At 59.8% G+C, this 22,394-nt stretch carries 23 protein-coding genes; 6 read left to right on the top strand and 17 right to left on the bottom strand.

The window, feature by feature from the left end; translation table 11 throughout:
* Nucleotides 1-6 precede the first annotated feature (6 nt).
* From tnpB to RO009_01490, 6 genes are all read right to left on the bottom strand, one after another.
* The gene (gene tnpB / locus RO009_01515) at nt 7-363 is read right to left on the bottom strand and encodes an IS66 family insertion sequence element accessory protein TnpB (GenBank protein ID MDT3683705.1); all 357 of its coding nucleotides are present in this window, start codon (nt 361-363) and stop codon (nt 7-9) included.
* Nucleotides 360-752 (bottom strand): transposase, encoded by a 393-nt coding sequence (locus RO009_01510; GenBank protein ID MDT3683704.1) that lies wholly within the window; start codon nt 750-752, stop codon nt 360-362. The genes tnpB and RO009_01510 overlap by 4 nt, the downstream gene beginning before the upstream one ends.
* A gap of 750 nt (nt 753-1,502) precedes the next feature.
* The gene (locus tag RO009_01505) at nt 1,503-4,832 is read right to left on the bottom strand and encodes a DEAD/DEAH box helicase family protein (GenBank protein MDT3683703.1); all 3,330 of its coding nucleotides are present in this window, start codon (nt 4,830-4,832) and stop codon (nt 1,503-1,505) included.
* Nucleotides 4,833-4,912: 80 nt separating this feature from the next.
* The gene (locus RO009_01500; protein MDT3683702.1) at nt 4,913-6,145 is read right to left on the bottom strand and encodes a DUF2235 domain-containing protein; all 1,233 of its coding nucleotides are present in this window, start codon (nt 6,143-6,145) and stop codon (nt 4,913-4,915) included.
* 177 nt (nt 6,146-6,322) lie between these two features.
* Nucleotides 6,323-7,225 (bottom strand): ImmA/IrrE family metallo-endopeptidase, encoded by a 903-nt coding sequence (locus RO009_01495; GenBank protein ID MDT3683701.1) that lies wholly within the window; start codon nt 7,223-7,225, stop codon nt 6,323-6,325.
* Nucleotides 7,222-7,542 carry a helix-turn-helix transcriptional regulator gene (locus tag RO009_01490; protein ID MDT3683700.1) on the bottom strand — a complete coding sequence of 107 codons (321 nt, stop codon included), beginning with the start codon at nt 7,540-7,542 and terminating at the stop codon, nt 7,222-7,224. The genes RO009_01495 and RO009_01490 overlap by 4 nt, the downstream gene beginning before the upstream one ends.
* A 252-nt stretch (nt 7,543-7,794) precedes the next feature.
* On the opposite strand from RO009_01490, the gene RO009_01485 reads away from it, so the two are divergent.
* Genes RO009_01485 through RO009_01465 form a run of 5 tightly spaced genes read left to right on the top strand, consistent with a single transcriptional unit; the run spans nt 7,795 to nt 12,049 of the window.
* Nucleotides 7,795-8,670, top strand: a complete 876-nt coding sequence (locus RO009_01485; protein ID MDT3683699.1) for an AAA family ATPase — start codon at nt 7,795-7,797, stop codon at nt 8,668-8,670.
* Nucleotides 8,667-9,140, top strand: coding sequence for a hypothetical protein (locus tag RO009_01480; GenBank protein ID MDT3683698.1), 474 nt, complete (start codon nt 8,667-8,669; stop codon nt 9,138-9,140). The genes RO009_01485 and RO009_01480 overlap by 4 nt, the downstream gene beginning before the upstream one ends.
* On the top strand, nt 9,137-9,634 hold the full coding sequence (locus RO009_01475) for a hypothetical protein (GenBank protein MDT3683697.1): 498 nt from the start codon (nt 9,137-9,139) through the stop codon (nt 9,632-9,634). Before RO009_01480 ends, RO009_01475 begins: the two co-directional genes overlap by 4 nt.
* On the top strand, nt 9,631-10,509 hold the full coding sequence (locus tag RO009_01470; GenBank protein MDT3683696.1) for a CBASS oligonucleotide cyclase: 879 nt from the start codon (nt 9,631-9,633) through the stop codon (nt 10,507-10,509). Before RO009_01475 ends, RO009_01470 begins: the two co-directional genes overlap by 4 nt.
* A gap of 10 nt (nt 10,510-10,519) precedes the next feature.
* The gene (locus RO009_01465; GenBank protein ID MDT3683695.1) at nt 10,520-12,049 is read left to right on the top strand and encodes an SAVED domain-containing protein; all 1,530 of its coding nucleotides are present in this window, start codon (nt 10,520-10,522) and stop codon (nt 12,047-12,049) included.
* 105 nt (nt 12,050-12,154) lie between these two features.
* Here RO009_01465 and RO009_01460 read toward each other — a convergent pair whose 3' ends face one another.
* The 6 genes from RO009_01460 to RO009_01435 all read right to left on the bottom strand — a co-directional run bounded on the left by RO009_01460 (nt 12,155) and on the right by RO009_01435 (nt 16,764).
* Nucleotides 12,155-13,636 carry a TM0106 family RecB-like putative nuclease gene (locus RO009_01460; protein ID MDT3683694.1) on the bottom strand — a complete coding sequence of 494 codons (1,482 nt, stop codon included), beginning with the start codon at nt 13,634-13,636 and terminating at the stop codon, nt 12,155-12,157.
* The gene (locus RO009_01455) at nt 13,626-15,251 is read right to left on the bottom strand and encodes a recombinase family protein (GenBank protein ID MDT3683693.1); all 1,626 of its coding nucleotides are present in this window, start codon (nt 15,249-15,251) and stop codon (nt 13,626-13,628) included. Before RO009_01455 ends, RO009_01460 begins: the two co-directional genes overlap by 11 nt.
* Entirely contained in the window at nt 15,248-15,709 is a 462-nt protein-coding gene (locus tag RO009_01450; protein MDT3683692.1) for a DUF2924 domain-containing protein, read from the bottom strand. Before RO009_01450 ends, RO009_01455 begins: the two co-directional genes overlap by 4 nt.
* Complete coding sequence (locus RO009_01445; protein ID MDT3683691.1) at nt 15,709-16,125, bottom strand: DUF3489 domain-containing protein; 417 nt, start codon at nt 16,123-16,125, stop codon at nt 15,709-15,711. Before RO009_01445 ends, RO009_01450 begins: the two co-directional genes overlap by 1 nt.
* A 93-nt stretch (nt 16,126-16,218) precedes the next feature.
* Nucleotides 16,219-16,545 carry a hypothetical protein gene (locus tag RO009_01440; protein ID MDT3683690.1) on the bottom strand — a complete coding sequence of 109 codons (327 nt, stop codon included), beginning with the start codon at nt 16,543-16,545 and terminating at the stop codon, nt 16,219-16,221.
* 21 nt (nt 16,546-16,566) lie between these two features.
* Nucleotides 16,567-16,764 (bottom strand): helix-turn-helix transcriptional regulator, encoded by a 198-nt coding sequence (locus RO009_01435; GenBank protein ID MDT3683689.1) that lies wholly within the window; start codon nt 16,762-16,764, stop codon nt 16,567-16,569.
* 269 nt (nt 16,765-17,033) lie between these two features.
* Here RO009_01435 and RO009_01430 point away from each other — a divergent pair, with 269 nt between their 5' ends.
* Nucleotides 17,034-18,071, top strand: coding sequence for a DUF4268 domain-containing protein (locus tag RO009_01430; protein MDT3683688.1), 1,038 nt, complete (start codon nt 17,034-17,036; stop codon nt 18,069-18,071).
* Between the two features lie 24 nt (nt 18,072-18,095).
* Here the strand turns inward: RO009_01430 and terL (RO009_01425) are convergent, their stop codons facing one another.
* The 5 genes from terL (RO009_01425) to RO009_01405 all read right to left on the bottom strand — a co-directional run bounded on the left by terL (RO009_01425) (nt 18,096) and on the right by RO009_01405 (nt 22,344).
* The gene (gene terL / locus RO009_01425) at nt 18,096-18,716 is read right to left on the bottom strand and encodes a phage terminase large subunit (protein MDT3683687.1); all 621 of its coding nucleotides are present in this window, start codon (nt 18,714-18,716) and stop codon (nt 18,096-18,098) included.
* 386 nt (nt 18,717-19,102) lie between these two features.
* Nucleotides 19,103-19,642: a phage terminase large subunit gene (terL, locus tag RO009_01420; GenBank protein ID MDT3683686.1), complete on the bottom strand. Its 540-nt coding sequence runs from the start codon at nt 19,640-19,642 to the stop codon at nt 19,103-19,105.
* Between the two features lie 94 nt (nt 19,643-19,736).
* The gene (locus tag RO009_01415; GenBank protein MDT3683685.1) at nt 19,737-20,504 is read right to left on the bottom strand and encodes a hypothetical protein; all 768 of its coding nucleotides are present in this window, start codon (nt 20,502-20,504) and stop codon (nt 19,737-19,739) included.
* Nucleotides 20,501-20,938 carry a DUF5681 domain-containing protein gene (locus RO009_01410; GenBank protein ID MDT3683684.1) on the bottom strand — a complete coding sequence of 146 codons (438 nt, stop codon included), beginning with the start codon at nt 20,936-20,938 and terminating at the stop codon, nt 20,501-20,503. The genes RO009_01415 and RO009_01410 overlap by 4 nt, the downstream gene beginning before the upstream one ends.
* Complete coding sequence (locus RO009_01405; GenBank protein ID MDT3683683.1) at nt 20,935-22,344, bottom strand: DNA methyltransferase; 1,410 nt, start codon at nt 22,342-22,344, stop codon at nt 20,935-20,937. The genes RO009_01410 and RO009_01405 overlap by 4 nt, the downstream gene beginning before the upstream one ends.
* Nucleotides 22,345-22,394: the final 50 nt, after the last annotated feature.

Below are 22,394 nucleotides of genomic sequence, written 5' to 3'. Positions count from 1 at the left end.
CAGCGATCATCCCGCCACCGCCGGCCGCCATCGCTGTTCCGGCGCCCGCCAATCGACACCATCGATCAGTAGCGATAACTGCGCCGAGGTCAGCGACAGCGTCTTGCCGGGCTCGATGCTCGGAGGCCACAGGAAGACGCCGTGCTCGAGCCGTTTGGTGAACAGACAAAAGCCGGTCCCGTCCCAGTACACAATCTTGATGAGGTTGGCGCGGCTGCGGCCCCGGAAGGCGAACAGGTGGCCGGTGAACGGATCCTGGCGCAGGACGCCTTGCACCAACATGGCGAGTCCGTCGATGCCCTTGCGCATGTCTATGTAGCTCAACGCCAGGTGCACCTTCACGTTCGGAGGAAGCAACGTCATGACAGGGCCTCCTCGTCAGTGGTCGGAGCAGTCGGAGCAGTCGGCGCAGCCGCATCGGTGATCTGTACCGTGGCGAAGGTCGGTGTTGCCTCCGTCAGTTCATTTTTCCATCGACGTAGAAGACGCTGATCGATGCCATACCGGCGCGCCACCTCCGCGGCACTCGCCGCAGGTCGGGCTGCCTCTTGGAGAATCCATCGCTTATCTGCGTCGCTGAACCGGCGCCGGTGCCCCTCGCGCGGCCGCTGAACAATGGGAGCCGCCAGCTGCGAGGAGGGATAAGCCCCCGGAATTAGGGGAGGACTAACGGGCGGACTTAGGGGAGGTCTTATTGGCCGGCACCGATAGAGCAACTTGCGCTGTGGGGGCTCCGGTTCGAGCCTGAACATCTGGCGCCAGTTCTCGAATGCCTTCTGCGGCAAGCCGTGAAACTCGCAATATTGCCGCTGATTCAAGTCGCTACACTTCCACGCCTCATGATGCGCTCGCCAGAAGGCCTCGCGCTGACGCTTCCACGGTCGTTGTTCGCTCGCCATCTGTCCTCTCCTCATTTAGAAATCGAGAGCGAGAACAGATCGTGTTCATGAGACTTGGGACAAGTGTGCGAGGGATGGACGCTTACATAGCGATTTAAGATTCCCTGCTCTTGTTTTGAAATTCCCTGCTATTGAGTTTAGGGAAATGGCTGCTAACGCATTGAATTTCGGAGCGATTTGTGCGCAGAAATCTCTGAGATGGCCCGAATTTGCGGAAATTCCCTGCAGAATTCCCTGTTTGCAGGGAATTCTGCGGAGCAGGGTGCGTATCGGACTGTGGTGCCAGCCAGCCAGTCCATCGATTTTGTCGCGTTCAGTGTCTCTCCTGAATAATGACGGTTTCTGCGGCGAATTCGGCGGATCATCACCGCCATATTCGTCTCTGCGTTACGAGAGACGGCGAATCTTGCCCGATATTGCGCCGCCGTCTCCGCACAACACGGCGCACACTCCCGTTTTCGAGAGAATTGGGCCGGAGACTGGCGCGTATCTGTGTGCCTGGGACCTCGTTCAAGCAGAACTACACTCAGTACAAAATTTTGCATCGAGTGAATGACCGAATACTCATGGTGCGCAACTTAATGATGGTTTCACGCCTTGCGATCAATGGCAAAAAAGCGAGAGATGCGCGCCGGCTCTGCCGCAAGCCGTACGAAGCCCTTCCCAATGGATTAGGAACTGCCACAAGCGGTTGTTCAGATTGTTCCGCGCGATGGCGTTGCGGACGATTTCGCGGTCGAGCATGTTCCCGGCGACGATCCAGACTTCGCGTGTGTAACTGGCATTACCGCACGCGGTCCGGAGCGTATCGGTGATCTGCTGCGGCGTCAGTCCGTTTGCGTTCTTGAATGTACGGCTGCGTCCGTTTAGCGTCCTCCGGTTGGCTTGGACGTTCTGTCCCCAGCGCCGCGGCTCCCAGCCTTGGGGCGGCGGCGTCCGCGTGAGGAACGCCAGAGAAGCCGCTGCCTGACGCCCGACTTCCTGGAGTGTGTCGACGTGATATTGGCCGACGCCGTCCTTGAGCGCCTTGCCGTGTAGAAATGCGACTCGCCTGTTCGCGGGGTCGACCGCGATAAAATCCGCGATCTCCTTGCTATCGTCGTCACAGATTACGAGCGGATAGCGGCCCAGCGCTTCGCCGAGCGCCTTCCAATTGCTGCGCCTGTGCTTGGCGTTCCTTTCGCGGCAGATCGCTTCGACGACGCCAAATACCGATTCCCTTCGCCATCGCGCCCGGTTAGCGAAGAAAGCTTCGCCCTTTTCGCTCTTTACGTTGCCGAGGATCGGCACGGTGTGCACGTCGTCCAGGATCGGAATGCTGCCATCTGGCTGACGTAGCGTTATCCGCGGTTCGAAGAATTTCTTCTCGGCGTAGACGACGCCCGGCGCGGTCACCATGATCCGAAAGCTTTGCTGCGTGGCGATGCGCTGGCTCGCGGTCGGCGCCTGGGCGCGGTCTTTCCGCTGCCTTGCGCGGAACAGCTCGTTTAAGTCGTCGCTGAGGAAACGGTAGAGCTCGGAGTTGGGATTGTAGGACACTGTGCAGTCCATCCGCTTACCGAGCACCTTGATCGAGAAGTTTCCGTCCGCATCGACGTCGGCGCAAAGGTCGTCGTGATCGATGTCCGGGTCGTCCGCCAGCCGGCGGGCCTCGGATCCGGTCGGCGTATCTTCGAGCAGGTCGTCGCGCGAAAGGTTCAGGAGGATTGTCACCGGCTGGGCCTCATGCTCTGTGATGTTATCGCGTATCAGCGCGTAACGGCCGAAGACGGGACTGCCGTCGGCAGTCGTCCTCAGCTTGCGCGCGACCGCCCGTGTCCAGTCGATGTATTCGTACAGCGGCAACCGGTCGTTTGAGTCGCGGAAGCGCGCGGTGGCGAATCCCACGTATCGGCCCCTGCCAGCCACGAAGCCCGCCGCGGCGGTGGGGACGAGGTGCGGGTCGAGAAGATCCGTGAATGTTGTCTCGAACGAGCGTGTTCGCATCGACATCGTGCGGATAGCCTTGTCGGACATGTCCAGAGAGGCAAACGCCATCCTGGTCAACTTCGACGGCTGCCGTCGGGAGTCTTCGGGGAAGGCGCGCTGCATCAGATTCCGCGATGCGGGTTTCAATCCCAAGGCGCTCGGGTCGAGCACCACACCTTCCGTGTCCTGGACCAGCATGAGATCGCCCTCTTGGACGGCGATGAACACGCCCAGTTTCCATTCGGAGAAGAACTTGTCGATCAGCAGCGGCGAATTCCGCCACGCGTAGTAGCTGTATCCGACGCAGCCCGGCGGCAGTCCCTCGATCGGAACGACGCGAAAGCGGTCCTCTTCCATGATCGCGTCCTCGAAGGCCTCCTTCAATTCCTCGATGGCGCGTTGAGACCTCTCCCATTCGAAGACCGCGGCACTCGTGAGGAGTTGCAGATCGTCGGCGGACAGCGCACCGCTGCTGTCGAACCGCTTTCTGAATTCGCCGCCGATGTATTGATTTTGAGGCATGAGTTCGAGAACGCGATCAGGTAGCGCAATTTCGTTCGCCACGATGTGGTCGGTCTCCTTCGCGCAATACTTCTCGTATTCCTTGTAGCGCTCCCACGTCCCCTCGATCTTGGCGGCGTTCTTATCGGTGGCGACGACCCAGGCGGTCTGCACCCGATGGCGTCCCGGACTATTGCGTACGATTCGCCCAATCTGCTGCACCAACTGACGTCCGTTGCTGGGCGGATCGAAGATGGCCGCCACGATGAAGTCCGGATCGTCCACGCCCTCCATCAGCTTGAATTGATGGAGCCAGAACTCGGCATCCGGCGCGTCGCGAAACGCGCGGCGTACGTCGTTGAACCGGCGAGGAAAGCGCTTCGAACCAGTGGCGCGATCGTGAACAACCACTGACTGCGTGCCAAATTCCTCGTCGATGAGCTTCTGTAGATCATACAACGTTTCGAGGTCGTCGGCGCGCACCATGATCTTCGGCGTGGCCGTCCACGCTGATGCCTTCTTTTTTAGGGTGGGCAGGGTGCCGGCGAGCGCCGAAACGAATCGTTCTGTCGCCGATCCCCCCTGCGGCGCTTTCGCAGCTACCACTTCGACGTCCCGTATAACGTGCGCGCGTACTGCATCGTGATGCGGATAGTTGAACACGAAGCGGCCGCTGACCCGGAACGACTTGAAGTCGTTCCGGTAGGGCGTCGCGCTCAGCAGAACGGTGGGCCGGTTCAACTCGCGAACGCCCTTCGACCAGGAGATTGCGGGTTCGTAGTGACCCTCGTCGACGAGGATGAGATCGAACTGCCGTAGCAGATCGAGAAGTTCTTCGGCGGCCTTGCGCGCGGCGGCCCTGTTGGGCCGCGGATCCTTCGTCCTTCGACGGATGGCATCGAGAGCCTGGTAGGTGCCGACTAATACCGCCTTGTCGGCCGCGGGCACGTGCTGGAGTATCTGACCGACCTTGCTCGGCAACAGCGTCTCGACGTACGCTGTGTCCATCGCGTTGCCGAACATCGCTGCGTCTGCCACGAACGTCTCGCCGTCCTTGACCGGATATTGAAGGTGCTTCCAGAAGCGGAAGCGTACGTCGTCTTTCATCTGCGCGACGAGCGACTTCCGCGGCGTGAGCACGAGCGTCCGCTTGACGTCGGGCAAGCATCTGGCCAGGACAGCGACAACGCCGGACTTGCCCGTACCGGTCGGCAGCTTCAGCAGTGCTGCCTCCCTCAATGTCAGGCGGTGCGGTAGATGCGGATCGGCGGCCAGATAGGCGGTGACGGTCTCGACCGCCGCGCGCTGGTGCTCCCAGAGCGGTTTCCGCCTGTCGGGCGGATTCCAGAATTTGAAAGCTTCGAGATGGTGCAGGATCGCCGTGAACCTGCGTATATTGACCAGCTTTACGACGTTGGCGTCGATCGACGTCCGTTCGTCGCGTTCAAGATCCTTGAGCCCCATTTGCCCCACCCTATGCTGGTCGAGCATGCCGAAACGGAATAGCCCGTTCAAGAACCTGACCGTAGTCTCGTAGTCGGCGCTCAGGTCTTGGTTAGCATGGGTACGATGCGGTGCGTCGACGGCATGTTGACGGGGCGATAATGGGGTACGGCTTCGATGCGCCTGAACACGGATTCATGGATCCAGGCGTCGTCTTCAACCGGCCGGGGTTCGCCGCTCGGGATGTAATGGCCAAACCACGATGTCAGACGCTTCCATTCTTTGTACTTGTCCGATTTCGGAAGCCATTCCAGCGGCCGCCAGGCGGAGGTCAGAGATTGATGCGGATCGCGCCCGCTATCCGGTGCCACGTACGAGAAGGGGCTGCCGCGCCTCTGAACGCCCCAAGCGAGCTGATTGACCGTCTGCGGGTTGACTGCGAGGCCCTGGGCTACGGCTTCGCCGATCATCCATAGTAATGGGAATTTTGATAGACCGCTTTCTGCCTCTAGATATCCGCCGCCTATGTCCGCGTGAACGCCCGCGAACCACACCTGTTTTATGTCCTGCGGCTCGCTATTGTTGGTCTTGCTGAACCGGTTGGGCATAAAGGTCTGCTTCTCATCCCAACCGTGCAGTCGAAACATACGCCGGCGTTCATCCAGCGCGATCGCCTGGCGAAATATGCGCACACTTGGATTGCGCCGAGTATGCGGCAGCTCTTGTAGGCTGAAAGTGTAGAACCGGTCAGGTCGGGGAACGATGACGCTCGCTACGGTATCCCAAACGCCTAGGAATTTTATTGTTGGCCACCGTACCGAAACTATGCGTGCAAATTGGGCCGCGCGATCGTCCCGGGACATGGGGCCGACTTCGGATGCTTCGGTGTCCGCGACGCCGGATTGATCAAATTCGATCGACTGTTTGTAAGAGCCAAGGGCCGCCTCCGCCAAATTCTTCTGCGGCGGAGAGAGCAGTCCGACTTTGTGAATCAGACCGGCCAGCATGCGGACGGTGTAGGCGCCGCGGCTGAAGCCAAACAAGTAGATGTCGTCACCTTCGTCGTAGTTGTCTATCAAGAACGTGTATGCCGCGAGGACACGCTCATCGAGACCGTAACCGGTCATCAATCCGAGCACCATGACCGCATCCTGGCGGAATTTTATCCAAGGATCAGGACGCGCAAGGGTGCCGACGCCTGGGTCGTAGAAGACAATTTGCTTGGGATTCGTTTTGCCGGTTTTCCGCAGCACCCGGTAGAGCTTCAGGACATTCGAGATGTTTTCGCTGACTTCATTGCCCGTTCCATCGCAGCAGACGACGAGGTTTTTCATTGTCCGTCCGGTGTAGTTGTTGATACTCAGTTATGAACTTGTAATTATGCGCAGCGGCATCGAGTGGGCTGCCCGAAAGGCGATTTTCTTTTGCCGTAAGCGATTAGCTTGCACCAGAGTGCCGAGGTGTGGTCGGCTGAGGAATCATAACCTTGTCGCCGATTAGCAATGCAGAGGCTACCTGACCGGCAATTTCCCGCTCTTCACGAAGCGATCGTAAGTGTCTTCGATGTTCTGCTCATCCTGCAATCGCGGGAGGTAATCGCTGGGCAGCATAAGCAGAGTGACCGCGAAGTCGTATTGATCTGCGAACACGGTCATTTCCCGTACTTCTTCGCTGAACCAAATGCCGGCAGGCATGTCAACGCCGCGGCGACCGTCGACCAGTCGGTCTTGCCGTGCCGCCAGTGATCGTGAGGGGATTTGAACCGGGCTTGCGGAGGTGCGGAAAAACGCGCCGGTGCGTAGTGCGGACTTGCTGGGTTTTGACCAGAGAATGTAACCCTCGCGGGAGACGACAAGCACCGCGCGGCACTCAGTGTATTCCAGCCACCGAAGGATAGCCGCTATCAACGACACGCGGTAGCGCTCGGCGCACGCGGACAACTCGCCGAGATTGGCTTTATGCCGCTCGGGCACTTGACGGCGGAAATCGTCCAACGGCATCAGCAACGTCGCTGAGAACACATTTGCTTGGTGTTCGAGCTGGCCGTATTCTGAATCCCACCGGACGACATCCTGATCGCCACATCGAATGCCGTTCGGATACGCTTGGCGGTGCATCAAGTAGTGGCCGAATTCATGGCCAAGCGTGAAGTTGACACGTCCCGGCGAGCCGATCGCCGAATTGTAGAGAATGCCCCAGCCTTTCTTCCCCGCAGGCGCCCGCACGAGAGCGCCATCGAAGTTAGGAAGGACGTCGCCCTTAATCAGCGTGATCGGGTCATCTGGAAAGCGCTGCCGCGAAAACTCGGCAGCGATGTCCGGCACCTTCACGGGAAACCGGTCCGCCCCCAGCACGGCGTTCAAGAGGAGGGTGAGATCGTTTGCCCACCGCATGGGGTAGACCGGCTCGGTCATTTATCGTCGTCGTCCCACACATCGATCATCCGGCGGAACTTCTCTTTTGTCGTGGGATCGAGCCGGCGATACTTGCGATAGAAGGCCTCGTCGGTCGCTTCGGCGACGTTCGTTTCCTCGGGATCAACGAGGTATTCCGGCGTGACACCCAACACCCGCGCAATTTTCGCGATCTTGTCGGCGGAGGGGCGGGCGGGCTGCTTGTTTTCCAGTTCCCAGATGTAGCTCTTGCTGGAATCCGTCAATTCAGCAAGTTTTTCAAGGGTATAGCCCTTCTTCTTTCTGAGTTCTCGTATTCGGTCCCCTAGGACGGTCACGCCATTCTCCTCGCAAATCACAAAGTTCAGAGTAGCTATACAGCCTGTACTTGACAACGCGAAACAGCATTCTTAGGTTCAAGTTCGGAGTAGAGATACTTTTTCGCCCTATATTTGGGCCGGGCGACGAGATGTAGCAAGTGGGGGCCACTAGCCACTGCTTCTTGTACTTCGCAAGGAGCGCCCCAGCTCTAAAGGGCACAACTGGGGGAAAAGGCATCGCGCCGGCTCCCGTATGAGAGGAGACCGGCAGTGGAGGCTATCAGCGATCAACAGTTCCTGCCGCGGGACGACTTCGCCGCGGCCTGGGACGCCATCAAAATCGACCCGCAAGTGCGGACCCGCCTCGTGGCGCAGGCGCTGCTCTCGCTCCAGCTCAGGCAGCGCTTTCCGTTCGAGGTTATGCCCGTGCACGGCCTCATCGTGTTGTCGGGCCCTCCCGGCACCGGCAAGACAACGCTCGCCCGTGGTCTTGCGAACGAAGTCGCCAAGGCGCTTGCGCCGAAGAAGGTGAAGTTCCTCCAGATCGACCCGCACGCCCTCGGCAGCTCCTCGCACGGCAAGAGCCAGAAGGAGGTGACGAAGCTGTTCCAGCAGACGATCCCGGAGCACGCGATGGCGCACCCGGCGATCATCCTCTTCGACGAGGTCGAGGCGCTGGCGGCCGACCGGCAGCGCATGAGCCTTGAGGCGAACCCGATTGACGCCCACCGCGCAACCGATGCGGCTTTGTCCGGCATCGATCTTCTCTCCCGCACGCATCGCAACACGCTGTTGATCGCGACCACCAATTTCCCGAAAGCGGTCGACCGGGCGTTGCTGTCGCGTGCGGATTGGATCGAGGATGTGGGCTTGCCGGACGGCGCCGCACGCCAGGCGATCATCGCTGACGCGCTGCAGCAGCTCGCCAAGGAGTGGCCACGCGTCTCTGACCTCAAGGCGCAGATGGCGGCGTTCGTGCGCGCCTCAGACGGCATGGACGGCCGCCGGTTGCGCAAGGCGATCATCTCCGCCGCCGCATCTACCATCGAGACGGCGAAGGACCTCAACAAGCTGAAGGCCGAGCACGTTCTCGCGACGCTCAAGCTTGCGGCCGAGAACAGCCGTATCGAGGAGAAAGCGGCATGAAGGTTCGGCGCGATATCGCTTCGATCCCGGTGCGCACGGCGGCCGAGACGTGGCAGGCCATCATCGACCTCATCACCGGCACGGGCTCGGTCGACGCCGCCACGCTGGCGGCGGCGGCCAGCGTCATGCAGTCGTTGATCGCCGACGAACATCCGGCCACATGCCCGATCGTGGTGAAGGGGAGCGGGCCGCGCCTCGTTGTCTACTGCCTCTACAACGAAGCCGCGATGGAAGCGGGCAAGGACGTTGCCGCGCTCACCTGGAATCCGACCGGCGGCAACGGCTGGAGCGTGACCGCGCCGTCGGACACTGACGACGTGACGTGGATGAACAACACGCTGACGACCCGCGCCCCGCGGATCTCGGTGCACGATGTCGCGTCGCCGCCCCACGACGAGGACGAGCGGGCCGAAAGCGCGGCGCAGGCCCAGCCGCTTGCGATCAACTGGGGAGTCCTGGACCAGCCATGAGCTCAACTTACGTCACCTCCTACACGCGGGCCCACACCGCCGCGTACGTTTCCGACAAGATGCGGAATCTCATCAAGCTTCTTGTCCTGCACTACGGGCTTGATCCGACCAAGCTTGTTGACGCGTGGTCGGATTGGGTCGACCGCGCAGCGCGCACGTGGCTGCAATCCGGCCACCTCGAGAAGATCATCATCGAATTCTACAAGCCTGGCACCACGATCGCGCTTGGGCGGTGGGACTTCCCGATCCGTTACGACGGCAACGGTGTCGACGAGATGTGGGTCGACAAGCAGTTTCTCCAGCAGACCTTCGACAAGCCGCCGCGGCCGCCGGCCGGATGCGTCTACCGGATTCTGCTGCTCGCGCCGGGCGGCGAGGACGTTCCGGGCGTCACCACCACGTCGTTCCATTCGCTCAATGGCCTCACTGCCCGCGAAGCCGGCACCGTGATCGCCACCCCCGACATCATGGCTTCGATGACCTATTACAAATGACCAGCGTCAACGAAGCCTTTGAAACGTTCCGCCAGCGCCTCGAACTCAGCGACACTGAGGCGAAGAACGCGAGCAAGCGACACAACGAGGTCCGCGACTGCATCCGCGCCACGTTCGCGGTCGACCGCGATTTCCTCACCGGATCCTATGACCGGCACACCAAGACGAAGCCGCTGAAGGACGTCGACGTCTTCTTTGCGCTCGGCAGCGCCGAGAAGAAGTGGCGCGACAAGCCACCCGCCGAGATAATCGACGCCTTCTATGATTGCTTGAAGGACAAGTACGGCGCCGATGCGGTCGACCGCGGCCGGCGCTCGGTCACCGTCGAATTCGAGAAGAACACCAAGGACGAGGAGGGTAAGGTGCTGTCGATCGACGCGGTGCCCGCGTTCGAGCTCAGCGACTGCTACGAAATCCCGGACCGCGACCTCGGAAAGTGGATCAAGACAGATCCCGAGGTCCACGCGGAGAAGTCCACCGCCAAGAACAGGGCGCTTGGCGGAAAGTGGGTCCCGCTCGTGAAGATGTTGAAGCGTTGGAACCGTTCCGCCGACAAACCGATCAAACCGTCGTTCTTGATCGAAGTCATGGCCCTCGACCTTGTCGATGCGCCTTTCACCACCTACGCGCGCGAGGTGCAGCGTTTCTTCGCCGCCGCTCCGGCGGTGCTGTCAGGCCCATGGCCGGACCCCGCCGGGCTCGGGCCGCACGTTTCCGACCAGATGACGCCGGATCTCGTGCAGAAGGCCATCGCCGTGATGCGCACGGCGGAGAAAAACGCATCGCTTGCCATGCGCCTTGAGACCCAGGGCAAGACCGGCGAAGCGCTTGCCCTTTGGGGCGAGATTATGGGCCGGTACTTCCCGACGCGGTGAGAGGGACAGCATGAGCCAGGCCGTCATTGCCCGCCAGCAAGGGGACAATTTCCAAGCCCGCCTTTTCTGGCTGCACGCTGCCTCGCTGCTGGACTCCGCGAGCGGCGTGGTGCGCGTGGCCTACGAAATCGGCCCAAAGGCGTTCGACGACGTGCTCATCGAGTACGATCCTGCGCGTGCGCCGCAGGATCATACTGGCGCACGGCTGCTCCGCGACCACCTGCAGTGCAAGTGGCATGTCCGCCCCGGCGAGTTCGGCTACACCGATTTGATTGACCCCGCGTTTTCGAACGCGCAGACGAATTCGTTCCTGCAGCGCGCCCACGAAGCGCAGGTGATGCACGCGCCCGATGGAACCGGGGCGAGATTCAAGCTTGTCACCAACTGGAGTTTGCGCCGCGCCGATCCCTTGATGCGGGCGCTGCTAACCCAGACCTACGCGCTCGACCTAGAGCGACTGTTTGACGGCACGACGGATGCAAGCGCGATGGGGCAGTTGCGCAAGACGTGGCGCGAGCATCTCGGCCTTGACGAGGATGAACTCCGCCGCGTTGCGCGAACGCTTGGCATCACGCAACGCGTTGAGTCCGCACACGAGCTGCGGGACCGCCTCAATGATCGGCTGCGTGCGGTCGGGATGGTGCGTGTTTCTCCGTCGGAAGCTGGCTTCTTTTACGATGACCTCATCACCAAGCTGCACGCGCAAGGCCGTAATGACTTCGACCGCCAAGCTTTCCGCGACCTGTGCGCGTCCGAGCGGCTCTTTGACAAAGACCACGAGCGTGAGCCCGTCTCCATCGGCGTGCGTTCCTTCATGCATGCGATCGACAATCTGGAAGCGCGCTGCGGCACGCTGCTCAGTCTCGTGCCGCATTTCGCGGGGCGCTTCATTCGCGACGCGGCGGCGTGGGATGCTACCGTCTTCCCCGAGTTGCAGGCCTTTGTGCTTAAGGCCGCTCGCGAGAACGATCATCTTCGCGTAATTCTAGATGCGCATGTTTCTCTCGCTTTTGGCGTTGGCGCGATCCTCAACGTGAAGTCCGGCAAGACGGTTGAGATTGAACAGCGCACCGACGGGCGGCGCTGGTGGGCGGCGGACGACCTGCCGTTTGATCCGGCTTGGCCTGCTTTTGAGTTTGAAGTCGAGGAGACCGGGGAGGGAGCCGACACTGCGGTTGCCGTGAGTCTCGCACACGATGTGAGCCCGGCCGTGCGCACGTTTGTGAAAGCCTTTCCTGGAATCGGTCGCATCCTGCATGCCCGCATGCCGGCGTCGCGCCGCAGCGTTTACAGCGGGCATCATGCCGTGTTGCTGGCCGAAGCGTTGCTTACCCGCCTTCGAACGATTACCCGGTCGGGCACGCCGCGCCCTTCGACCCACCTGTTCATCGCCGGCCCCAATGCGTTCGCCTTCTTTCTCGGTCAGAACCAGCCGGCCATCGGACCGGTGACCGTCTACGAATGGGACTTTGAGGGGAGCAAAGACGGTACCTACCGTCCGGGCCTTCGCCTCCCTCCCGAGCGCGCCGTGTCAGTTTGAGCGTCACCTCAGACCGAGCATTCTCGATCTCTTTCGTCTCAATCATACTGAGTGAGAAAATGTTCCATAATGGACGTTACCTGAATCAATAAAGGGCGATCGCGCTCAGTTGGCCTTGCGTCCAAATTCTTGAAGCCAAGATAGCACGGCCCACGTGGCGGCCAGATCCTCCTCATTATATTTGAGGACCTGATCCATCACTGCTGTACGGAGAGCTTCATCCTCGGTCTCAGTGGCTTCAATGTATTTCGCCATTGCCCAGTCGCCGCCGTATTCAGACTGCGAGCGTTTGAAGCCGACGTATTTCTCAACCACTTTCAGGCTGTAGCTTGGCAGGGGAAGGGCAACAGCCTTCTGTGTTGCCGGCAAGAGATCAAACAGGTTGGCGAGCACGGCGGCTGCGATCCCGTCAGGGTCTCCGTAGCGTTCGATGTACAATTTCAGCTTCGTTTTCTCGTAGTGGTGCCAGTGCACGAATGGAATATTGCCGTGCTCGGCGATGATCGCGGCAGCGCACCTCAGAAACTGCTCCCAGCCTTCGCGGTCGCCTTCGGCACCAAATCCTGCCGTCGCCGCCATGAAGGTGCCTGGTTTGTCTCCGAACACTTGCAGGCCCCACAGGTAGATCTGTTCGAGTTCATCCAGGTGGGGCGGCAGCCCTTCAAGGTCAAACATTACGTAGTTTGTGCTCGCTGGAATGTCCGGCGCAGCGATGGCGATGCATTGATTTGACTGGAGGGCCCGGGCGGATCGCAAAATATCGACCGCCGTCTTGCCAACCTTCTGCTGCCGCGCCCCCCAGGGTCTTTGGAATTGCGTGAGACGCGCCTCATCGAATTGGACCAGCAAATCGCCATAGGTACTGACGCCAACTTCGTGCAGAGCGCGGGCGAGACCCTGGTCAATTTTCGGGACGAGCGCGACGTCCTTACGCTCTAATGCGTCGTTCCAGCACGTGGCGTGGTATCCGCAGTCGCCGCATTTGGTCCATCCCACCGGCTCGAAGGGTGGCCGCTCGCCCAGCATCACCTCCACATACCGAGCCAGCATTGTCTCTACGGTGCCATTAGCAGCGGCATCAATTGTGACGATCTCACTCGCGCCACCATATACTTCGAGCCGCACCGGTGCCTGTCCGGTCGTCAAGGTGAACAGCAAGCCATAGAGCCGCAGCTGCCAGAAGATTTCTGCATGTTCACCTTCGGTCAGGCGCCTCGCCATCTTCACATCGCGGATGGCATAGCCGTCGCCTTCCCGGATGAGGAAGTCTGGAATGCCAGTCACCTGGCAATCCCGACCTGCCAGTCTGACTGTTGCGGCAAACACTGGTTGGTAGATAACTGAAGCCTTGTTGCTTATGGCTTCGAGCGTCTGACGTCGCCGCTCCTCGAAGGAACCTTCGCTGAGGTCGGTGACATCCTCCAGGGTGGCGAGATGCGCCTTCTCGTGTCGGTCACCGAGGCGGCGAATAACCTCTTCGAACGCGCCTGGTTCGGCTGCTGGCGTCTTCTTGTAATGTAGATAGTGGCGAAGGTCGCATGCGCTCGGACGATAGGCGCGATAAATGTCGCCGCTGCTAAGTAACATGGCCTTGGTCCCCAGCCGCCCCGGGTCGCATGATGCGGTGCGAATTGCGCGATTTCAATGCGGCTTCCTGGCCCATCCAGGAAAGCTCAGAAATGTTGCCTAGGCTTGTTACGGTTATCGCGGGAGCTTGCTCGCCGCGCAGGATTTCACGGACCAGTTGCGGCGAAAGGAATGCCAACTTCAGGCCCAAACGTATGTTCTTGGGGTGAATTTTCACCGCCTGGGCGAGGTCTTCGATCGATTTGAATGTGCCGCTCTTCAGTTGGGCGAGCCACACATGGGCGCGCACCAAGGCTTGAACAAGTTCGGATTTTGGGGAGGGCGGCGATGAATCATTCGGCTCGCTGATCTCGACAAGACCAGTCTTCTTGGCGGGTGACCAGGGCATGTCAAAGGAGCCGGCTGCTCGCTCTGCAGACGAGCTGTCGGCTTTGAGGTTGATTGTGATCTTGGCCGGAAAGATCGTGATCCTGTCGACGCATTGTTCGAGAAGAGTGCGGGACGTGACTGCATCATCCTGCTGCTGCAGGTGTTTGCGCAAGCTTGCAATGACGAGGGTCTCAATCTGAGGTGCGCCGACGCGGGCGATCGAACCGGCTTCTCGTTTGCGTCCCTTTAGGATGGCGGCGCTGACGTAGAAGGGATAGCGTACGCCGTTTTTGACCGAGTAGCTCGGGCTCATGCGATGGCCGCGGTCATCGTAGAGCAGGCCAGAGAGCAGGGCGCCGGTCTCTGCACGCTGTTTTCGGCGCCGGACAGCGTTGGATTTCAGGACCTCCTGCGCGCGCGCGAATAGCTCACGGTCCAGAATCGGCTCGTGCTCGCCTTCAAACCATTTGCCGTCATGGCCAACCTCGCCGACATAGGTGCGGTTCTTGAGCAGATACACGAGCGACCCATAAGTGAAAGGCACATTGCCTGCCGTCTTGCCCTGGAGCGCACGTTTCTTGGTGACGACGCCTTTGCGGTCGAGCTCTTCGATAAGCTTTGGAGCCGACTTCAAGGCAAGATAGCGCTCAAAAATCATGCGCACGGTCTTGGCCTCGGCCGGGTTCACGGCAAGTTTCTTGTCGCGGCTGTCATAGCCGAGCGGCACTGTCCCGCCGGTCCATTTGCCCTTCTTGCGGGAGGCTGCCACCTTGTCGCGTACCCGTTCGGAGGAAAGCTCACGCTCGAACTGGGCAAAGGAGAGGAGAATGTTGAGCGTCAGGCGCCCCATCGAGGTCGTGGTGTTGAACTGTTGGGTCACAGCGACGAAGGAAATCGATTGCGCGTCGAAGATCTCCACGAGTTTCGCAAAATCTGAGAGCGAGCGGGTCAGGCGGTCGATTTTGTAGACGACGACAACATCGACGAGTCCTGCCTCGATGTCCTTCAGGAGCCGCCGCAGGGCGGGACGCTCCAGCGTGCCGCCGGAGAAGGCCGCGTCGTCATAGCGCTTGGACAGGCAGGTCCAGCCTTCCGAGGCTTGCGACTTGATATAGGCCTCGCAGGCCTCGCGCTGGGCATCCAGCGAATTGAACTCCAATTCCAGTCCGTGCTCTGTGGATTTACGGGTATAAACGGCACATCGCAGCGTCTTGATGGATGCGCTCCTGACTGGCTTGCGCGTCACGGTTTCGCCTCCCCGCCATTGTCCCGCAGCCCGAAGAAGCGAGGTCCGTTCCAGCGTGCGCCTGTGATCAGGCGGGCGATCTCCGAGAGGCTTGCGAAGGGTTTTCCCTCGTAGGCAAAGCCGTCCTGGAGAACCATGACCCGATGGCTCTGGCCTTTCCATTCCCGCACCAGGACGGCGCCAGGCTTAATGCGACGGGGCATGACGATGCGGCCGTCCTTGCCCTTGCTGTGCTGGGAGATCAGGTTATTCAGCATGCGCCTCGTCGCGGCATCGAGCCCGCCAAAGGCTTGTTCCTGGATGCGATAGGCGAGGCTCCGCCGCAGCAGGTCCGGCCCGAAAGCTTTTGGCGGATCGACCTTGAACGTCGCCCGGTAGCGCTGACGAAGTTCGACCTTCGGCATGGATCGAAGCCGAGCGAGCTCGGCTTCGATAGCTTCGTCAACATCCGCCGGCATCAGCGCTTGCCCTGACGCGGACGATCAGACCTTTCGGGGTGTCGTATCTTTGTGCTGCCCGAACCGCTCGCGATGCGGTAGATGGTCTTATCGCCTTCGCCGGTGTGCTCGACCTTGAATTTCAGTCGCTTGCGCAGGACTCCGGAAAAGAATCCATGTACCGAATGTCTTTGCCAGCCTGTCATCTTCATGATGACGCTGACACTGGCGCCTTCCGGGCGCGAGAGCAGGGCGACCACCTTTTCCTGCTTGGATCCGGCGCGGGTCTGAGCCGACATCGGCGGCCGTTTGCGTTTAGCCGGCCGGCCGGGCCCGCGAGCGCGTCCTGTGTTCTTGTTTTGCTTGTGTTGATCGGCTCTTGCGGGCGCGCCCGAAGTGCCGTTTTGCTGCGTGTCTTTGAGACGCTTTGCGATCATTGCATGCTCCATGGCTGCGACGGCATGCGCCGTCACCACCACGGCCGCGCCATGCCAAGCACGCGCGGCGCCCAAGTCCACCCTTGGTGCTTGTTATTCCTGCTGCTTGATCCGTTGCAGAAGGCTTGCTGCATCGAGCAGCCGGCTCGCCTCATAGGTGAGCTGCTCGATGTCCAGTGCGACTTCGACCGCCTTTTCCAGATTGCCGGCCGCTGCACAGGCCTCTGCCGCTGTGGCGATGCTGCCGGCCTCTGACAGCCGGCTCCGCATTTCGACGAGGAAACTGTGAATGGCGATGTCTGTCGCGCTGCGGTCCATGGCGGTCTCGGTCCCTTGTTGGAACCACACACGCTCTGCCGCGCGAAGAAGTCGAGGCCGAAATGAGCAATCTTCTGGCTCATTGACGGCCAGTGCGAGCATCTTGTGATCGGAAAAGACTTATCAGCCGATCTGGCGCATGAGGCCGCGCAAGAGTTTGACCGGATCAGCCCCGATCGCCTCCGAAACGCCTAAGAACTCAATGACATCCAAACGCCGCTCGCCGCCCTCGTATTTGGCGACAAAGGATTGCGGACGCTTGAGGCGCTTGGCCACGATCTGCTGGCTGAGACCGGCCTTGCGCCGGGCGTCGGCCAGCATGGCACAAAGCGCCTGGTATTCAGGCTGATGAAGGGTTTTGACGAGACCGCGCGCCCGGGGAGCCATGACGCGCGGCAATCTGATCCCGGATTCGGATTATCCCATAAAAGGATTAACCTTGAATTCTTTCTGTCGCATCCATTGACTGGCGAGCCATCACATTTTGGGATGTCTATTCACCATTATCTGCTGATTATCAGCGCTGATGTCAGGTTGGGCTGGAAGGCACCGGCCGTTCGAGCGATGTGTCGGCTGGAAGGAGGCAGATCATGACCTTAGTCACGACGGCCGATCTGACCGATTCTGCGCGGGGTAAACCGGGGAGCGGTCTTGGGCGGCTCGAACAGTGCGATCTGCGCGAGGCCTGGGCGCATGAGGCGACAGAATTCACGCCGTGGCTCGCGCGGCTTGAAAACCTTGCAATTCTCGGTGATGCATTGGGTCTTCAGCTAGAACCAGTCGCAAGAGAACGATCGGTGGGTTTATTCCAGGCAGACCTCCTGTGCCGGGATGAAGATGAGAATTGGGTGCTGATCGAGAATCAGCTGGAGAGAACCGATCATGGTCATCTCGGCCAGGCTCTGACATATGCCTCCGGACTTGACGCGCTCACTATCATCTGGATTGCAGCGCGCTTTACCGACGAACATCGAGCTACCCTCGATTGGCTCAACAGAATCACAAACGACGGATTCCGTTTCTTTGGTCTTGAAGTTGAATTGTGGCGTATCGAAAATTCGCTGCGTGCCCCAAAATTCAATGTCGTTTCACAGCCAAATGGCTGGTCGCGGTCGATGGCGCATGCTGCGCGGACGATCGATGACGCGGAGCTCACAAACATCCGGCTTATGCAGCGCGATTACTGGATGGCTCTGAATGAGGTCCTTGACGCAACAGGTGGTCCCGTCGCCGGAAACAAGCGGCCTCAGCCACGGCGCTTGATGAGCTATCCAACCGGGCGTAGTGGCTTTTATCTTCGCGCGGTTATGCTCCGGACCAAGGATCAGGTGCGTGCCGAACTCTACGTCGCCGCGCGGAATGCGAAAAGTTATTTCGACCTCCTGCTCAAGCACCGCGATCAGATCGAGCGCGAGCTGAGTTACCCGCTCATCTGGGATGAGGTGGCCGATGACCAGAATAGCAGCCGTGTCTTCATACAACTCGACGTCGCTGATCCAGAAGACACCGATGACTGGCCGCGCCAGCACCGCTGGCTGGCCGATCGATTGAACGATTTGCACCGGGTTTTTGCTGCCAGGATCAGAGCGCTTGGCGTGGTCGGCCTAAGCCCAGATCCGGCCGGTTGAGGGCAGGGGTGCGTATGATGGCCATCACAGCCAACTGAAGGTCGTGTCGTAGCCAAAGTTCTTGAAGGCCAGAGCCTGACAGATGCTGTCGACCTGGTCGTCGTGTCTGCCTTGGGGGAACGTGAGCAGTTCAGAAAGAAGCTCCGGCAGAAACGGCGCCCCTTCCGGAAAGAGCACAAGGCCCTGCTCGAACTTCGCCTGTTGGACATAGACGCGCCCAATCTTGTCATGGTCCGGCCGGATCAGCTTGACCGGGACGTGGACGATTCGCTTGATATCTTGCGCCAAGGCAGTTCCGGCCGAAGCATCTTCAATCAGCACAGCATTCGGCTTGAATTCTGCGGCCAGCTGAATGGCAGCGTCGTGTAGCTGCGGATACCAAGAATCGCCGTCGTTAGAGGAGGACCCGGCGACATCTTCCGGCTTTGGCGGGCCTTCGTGCCTTTTTCCGGTCGCCGCGACATTTCCTATTCTCTGCGTACGAAGGACACTCCGACTGCATTGGCGAGTTAGCCGCGGCGGTAATTGTACTGGCGGGCGTCGTACTTCAAGAGACGATGATTGAGCGTTCGCGCGCCATCCGTCCAACGATTGCTGAGCCACGAGGGAGCTCAGCGCGGAATACCCCGCATTACTCGATTGCATCGTTGGTCGCGATCTTCCTGCGACTGCATAGAAAGGCGTCCATCGTTCCGCAGGTCGAGAGAAAGATCCAGTTCGTGGCACATTGCAGGCCGCTCGTGTAACTCCTGCGGTTTTCCCTGGCGAAACAGCCAAGAGCCAATTATGGCAGCTAGCGCTGTCGCAATCACAAGCGCTGTTACATTGAGAGTCTTGGACGAGTACATCATAATAGCAATATAGGGTGGGGCCTTTGCAATCGTTGCGATCAGGCGCTCAGCTATAACGAGAAACGCCACCACTTTTTAACTTCGGTACGTTTGCTTGAGGTTCGGCCCGAAGACCGAAGAATGAAATCACTACGTGACCGGGGTGGCAGCGGTGGTCGAATTTGCTGCGTATGGTCTCCATCACAGCCAACTGAAGGTCGGGTCGTAGCCGAAGCTCTTGAAGGCCAGAGCCTGGCTGACGCTGTCAAGCTGATCGTCGTGTTTGCCTTGGGGAAAAGTAAGCAGTTCAGAAAGAAGCTCCGGCAGAAACGGCGCCCCCTCGGGAAAGAGCACAAGGCCCTGCTCGAACTTTGCCTGCTGAACGTAGACGCGTCCAATCTTGTCGTGCTCCGGCCGGATAAGTTTGACAGGGACGTGAACGAGTCGCTTGATGTCTTGGGCCAAGGCGGTCCCGGCCGAGGCGTCCTCGATCAGCACTGCATTCGGTCTAAATTCTGCGGCCAGCTGAATGGCAGCGTCGCGCAACTGCGGATACTCGAAACGGCCGCGCCTTAGATCCAGCAGATAGTAATGCTTGTCCAGGACCAGCCAGGTGGTGCACACCGACCAGTCGTTCTGAGCCCCGCTCTTTGACGCGGTGTCCCAGCTCTGGATGATTTTCGCGCGGGAAATGCGCTCGGGCGCTTCTTTATAAAAGCGCAGCCACTCTCGCTTGATCATTCCGCCGCCGAGCGGAACAGGCGCCTGCTGGTACTGTGCCGAAAATATATCAGAACCGACTTGCTGACGGAGTTTCTGGAGGGTCTCGAGGGATTCATGTTCGGGATGCAGGGCTTCGCCGGCGCGCCGAAAATGGATAGCTGCCGTCGCCGATCGGGACGTGCTCATCGGCTTCCGCAATGGCCGCCAGGTTCAGAACGATCCAGTCCTGTGACGTTTCGGTCAGGTATCCTGTCAGGTCGTTCAAGTGAACGCGCTGCATGACAACGATGATGACGCCGGTTTCCTTGTTATCGAGCCGAGAAATGAGCGTATTGTCGAACCATTGATTCAGTGAATTTCGATGGGCCTCGGACTGCGCATCGACCGGCTTTTGAGGGTCGTCGATAATAAAGAAATCGCCGCCGAATCCGGTGAGGGATGCGTAGACAGACGTTGCCCTCCGATATCCGCGCTCTGATGTGTGGATTTCGGTATCGGTCTCCCGCCTGATCTGCATCTTGGGAAAAGCTCGGCGGTACCACTCCGAGGTGACGATGGCGCGAAAGTCTGCTGCATGTTTGGTCGACAGATCTGCGCTGTAGCTCAGGCACATGATTTTGCGGCGCGGATCGTGGCCAAGCAAAAAGGCCGGCAAGGCAACCGATACCATGATCGATTTCAGGTGGCGCGGCGGCAGGTTGATGATGAGGCGAGGGATCTCGCCCCGCCGGGCGCGCTCCAGCTTGTATGCGATTGCCTCAATGTGCCAGTTGCTCTTGAACTCGGTGCCTGGATTGAGCGCGAGGAAACACCGATGCAGAAATGCGGTAAAATCAGTGCGAAGTGCTGCATCGAATACCGACTGGTCAAGCTCGTTCATGGTTTACTCTTGGATGGCATTGACATTGCACGGTGGAGGAAGGCGTCCAGGACCTCTTGGTCGTCCTCGCCTAGCTCGCCGGGCCTAATGTCGCCTGAGACCATCGTCCCGTAACGATTGAGCAGGAAAGCCGCACTCTTGACGTTGCCTTTGAGGGCATCTTCGGCGACGCGCAGAAGCACACCTTCAAGTAACGTGATTTTTCGAGACCGACCGCCGTTGGTCGTTTGTAGCTTGCGGTTCAGTATTTCGCGTAGGATCGTCGACTCGTTCTTGGATCCTCTGGGGCGGCCTTTCGGATTGCCGCTCTGCCCCGGCTGAAACTGGTGCTTCCGGGGCGGGCGGCAATAGCCCACGTCACAGTCGCGGCGGCCGGCACGTGGGCTTTTGTTGCGCTTTCCCGGAACTGAAGATTTTCCTTTGCACCGGCTCATTTGCGCGTCCGCTGATCTGAGGAGCGGCTCTCTTCCACCTCATCGAAGGTCTGTCCGGTGCTTTCGAGTGTTGCGTCTCGCCGCGTAAAGGTTTGCCAGCGGCGTACGGCAACGTCGACGTAAGCCGGATCAAGCTCCAGTCCGTAGGCGCGGCGGCCGACACGCTCCGCCGCGATAATGGTTGTCCCAGAGCCCATGAAGGGATCGAGGACAATGTCGCCGCGTTTCGAGCAATCGAGGAGGGCGTCGGCAATCATGGCCACTGGCTTGACCGTCGGATGCGCTGAGAGATCATCCATTCGGCCAGCCCGAAACGTGTTCACGCCGGCGTAATGCCAGACATTGGTGCGGTTGCGCCCATGCTTGCCCAGCTCGACGTTGTTGACGTGCGGAGCGTCCCCATTCTTGTACAAGAAGACGAACTCATGCTGGGAACGGTACAACGAGCCTTGTCCGCCATTCGATTTGACCCAGACGATGATGTTCTTGAGTTCGGAAAAGGCTTTTGCGCCGACGGCGAGAACCGCGTCGGCATGCCGCCAATCCATAAAGATGAGATGCAACGACCCATCTAGCGAGCAGGCGGCTGCATGGGTGAGGGCGGTCTGGAGGAACTCTTGAAACTCGACCGAAGACATCTCACCGGACGCCTGCAGGAACTCACGGTGTTTGGTTTTGCCCCGGCCCTGAATGTCCTTGATGCGCACATTGTAGGGTGGATCGGTGATCATCATCACCGCGCGCTGCCTTTTCATGAGCGCTTTGTAGTCCGCAGTCACCAGTGCGCTGCCGCACAGCAGTCGATGTTCGCCAAGGAGCCATACGTCACCTGTCCGACTGATCGGATTCGTCTCAGGAGGCGGTGAATTGTCCGCCGGGTCGCGATCCGGATTTGCAAAGTCGGCAAGGAGGCTGTCGATTTCCGCGCTCTCAAATCCGGTGATGTCCAGATCAAGAGCCACTTCCGGCAGGAGCTCGGCAAGTTCCGTAAGTTCGGTAGCTAAAAGCTTGCGATCCCAGGAGGAGCTCTCAGACAGCCGATTGTCCGCCAGCATAAGGGCGCGCTTCTCCGGCCCGCTAAGGTCGGAAACGACAATTACCGGCGCGTGGGAAAACCCGAGCAGAATCGCAGCCTCGTAACGTGCATGACCCGCGAGAATGCTGCCGTCCTCGTCGATCAGAATTGGGAAGGTCCAGCCGAATCTGGCAATGCTGTTGGCGATCTGCCGGATCTGTTTCTTGCTATGCGTGCGGGCATTGCGGCCCGAGGGCCGCAGTAATCGAAGCGCGATTTGCTCAATCTTGCGCTCGCTTGCTGAATCAGCGCACGTTCTCCGCCCGGCGCGTCGATCTAGATCCTTCAACGACTGCGCTGTCACAGCACGTCGGTGCCTTCTCTCAGCCATGGACTCACTCCTTGTCAGGAGCCCATGCTGGCAAAGGCTTCAGCTGTAGG

Source organism: Pseudorhodoplanes sp., from assembly GCA_032027085.1.
In the GTDB taxonomy this organism is placed as follows: Bacteria; Pseudomonadota; Alphaproteobacteria; order Rhizobiales; family Xanthobacteraceae; genus Pseudorhodoplanes.
Note: the sequence above shows the minus strand (reverse complement) of the source record. Positions and strands in the feature narration are given on the sequence as shown.

What these genes read in the sequence shown, in the direction of transcription:
- tnpB (MDT3683705.1), bottom strand. Translation starts at nt 363, where the DNA reads ATGACGTTGCTTCCTCCGAACGTGAAGGTGCACCTGGCGTTGAGCTAC.
- RO009_01480 (MDT3683698.1), top strand. Translation starts at nt 8,667, where the DNA reads ATGAAGGTTCGGCGCGATATCGCTTCGATCCCGGTGCGCACGGCGGCC.
- RO009_01510 (MDT3683704.1), bottom strand. Translation starts at nt 752, where the DNA reads ATGTTCAGGCTCGAACCGGAGCCCCCACAGCGCAAGTTGCTCTATCGG.
- RO009_01495 (MDT3683701.1), bottom strand. Translation starts at nt 7,225, where the DNA reads ATGACCGAGCCGGTCTACCCCATGCGGTGGGCAAACGATCTCACCCTC.
- RO009_01405 (MDT3683683.1), bottom strand. Translation starts at nt 22,344, where the DNA reads ATGGCTGAGAGAAGGCACCGACGTGCTGTGACAGCGCAGTCGTTGAAG.
- RO009_01460 (MDT3683694.1), bottom strand. Translation starts at nt 13,636, where the DNA reads ATGTTACTTAGCAGCGGCGACATTTATCGCGCCTATCGTCCGAGCGCA.
- RO009_01445 (MDT3683691.1), bottom strand. Translation starts at nt 16,125, where the DNA reads ATGATCGCAAAGCGTCTCAAAGACACGCAGCAAAACGGCACTTCGGGC.
- RO009_01470 (MDT3683696.1), top strand. Translation starts at nt 9,631, where the DNA reads ATGACCAGCGTCAACGAAGCCTTTGAAACGTTCCGCCAGCGCCTCGAA.
- RO009_01465 (MDT3683695.1), top strand. Translation starts at nt 10,520, where the DNA reads ATGAGCCAGGCCGTCATTGCCCGCCAGCAAGGGGACAATTTCCAAGCC.
- RO009_01450 (MDT3683692.1), bottom strand. Translation starts at nt 15,709, where the DNA reads ATGCCGGCGGATGTTGACGAAGCTATCGAAGCCGAGCTCGCTCGGCTT.
- RO009_01500 (MDT3683702.1), bottom strand. Translation starts at nt 6,145, where the DNA reads ATGAAAAACCTCGTCGTCTGCTGCGATGGAACGGGCAATGAAGTCAGC.
- RO009_01415 (MDT3683685.1), bottom strand. Translation starts at nt 20,504, where the DNA reads ATGAACGAGCTTGACCAGTCGGTATTCGATGCAGCACTTCGCACTGAT.
- RO009_01435 (MDT3683689.1), bottom strand. Translation starts at nt 16,764, where the DNA reads ATGCTGGCCGACGCCCGGCGCAAGGCCGGTCTCAGCCAGCAGATCGTG.
- RO009_01440 (MDT3683690.1), bottom strand. Translation starts at nt 16,545, where the DNA reads ATGCTCGCACTGGCCGTCAATGAGCCAGAAGATTGCTCATTTCGGCCT.
- RO009_01475 (MDT3683697.1), top strand. Translation starts at nt 9,137, where the DNA reads ATGAGCTCAACTTACGTCACCTCCTACACGCGGGCCCACACCGCCGCG.
- terL (MDT3683686.1), bottom strand. Translation starts at nt 19,642, where the DNA reads ATGATCAAGCGAGAGTGGCTGCGCTTTTATAAAGAAGCGCCCGAGCGC.
- RO009_01505 (MDT3683703.1), bottom strand. Translation starts at nt 4,832, where the DNA reads ATGGGGCTCAAGGATCTTGAACGCGACGAACGGACGTCGATCGACGCC.
- terL (MDT3683687.1), bottom strand. Translation starts at nt 18,716, where the DNA reads ATGCAATCGAGTAATGCGGGGTATTCCGCGCTGAGCTCCCTCGTGGCT.
- RO009_01430 (MDT3683688.1), top strand. Translation starts at nt 17,034, where the DNA reads ATGACCTTAGTCACGACGGCCGATCTGACCGATTCTGCGCGGGGTAAA.
- RO009_01410 (MDT3683684.1), bottom strand. Translation starts at nt 20,938, where the DNA reads ATGAGCCGGTGCAAAGGAAAATCTTCAGTTCCGGGAAAGCGCAACAAA.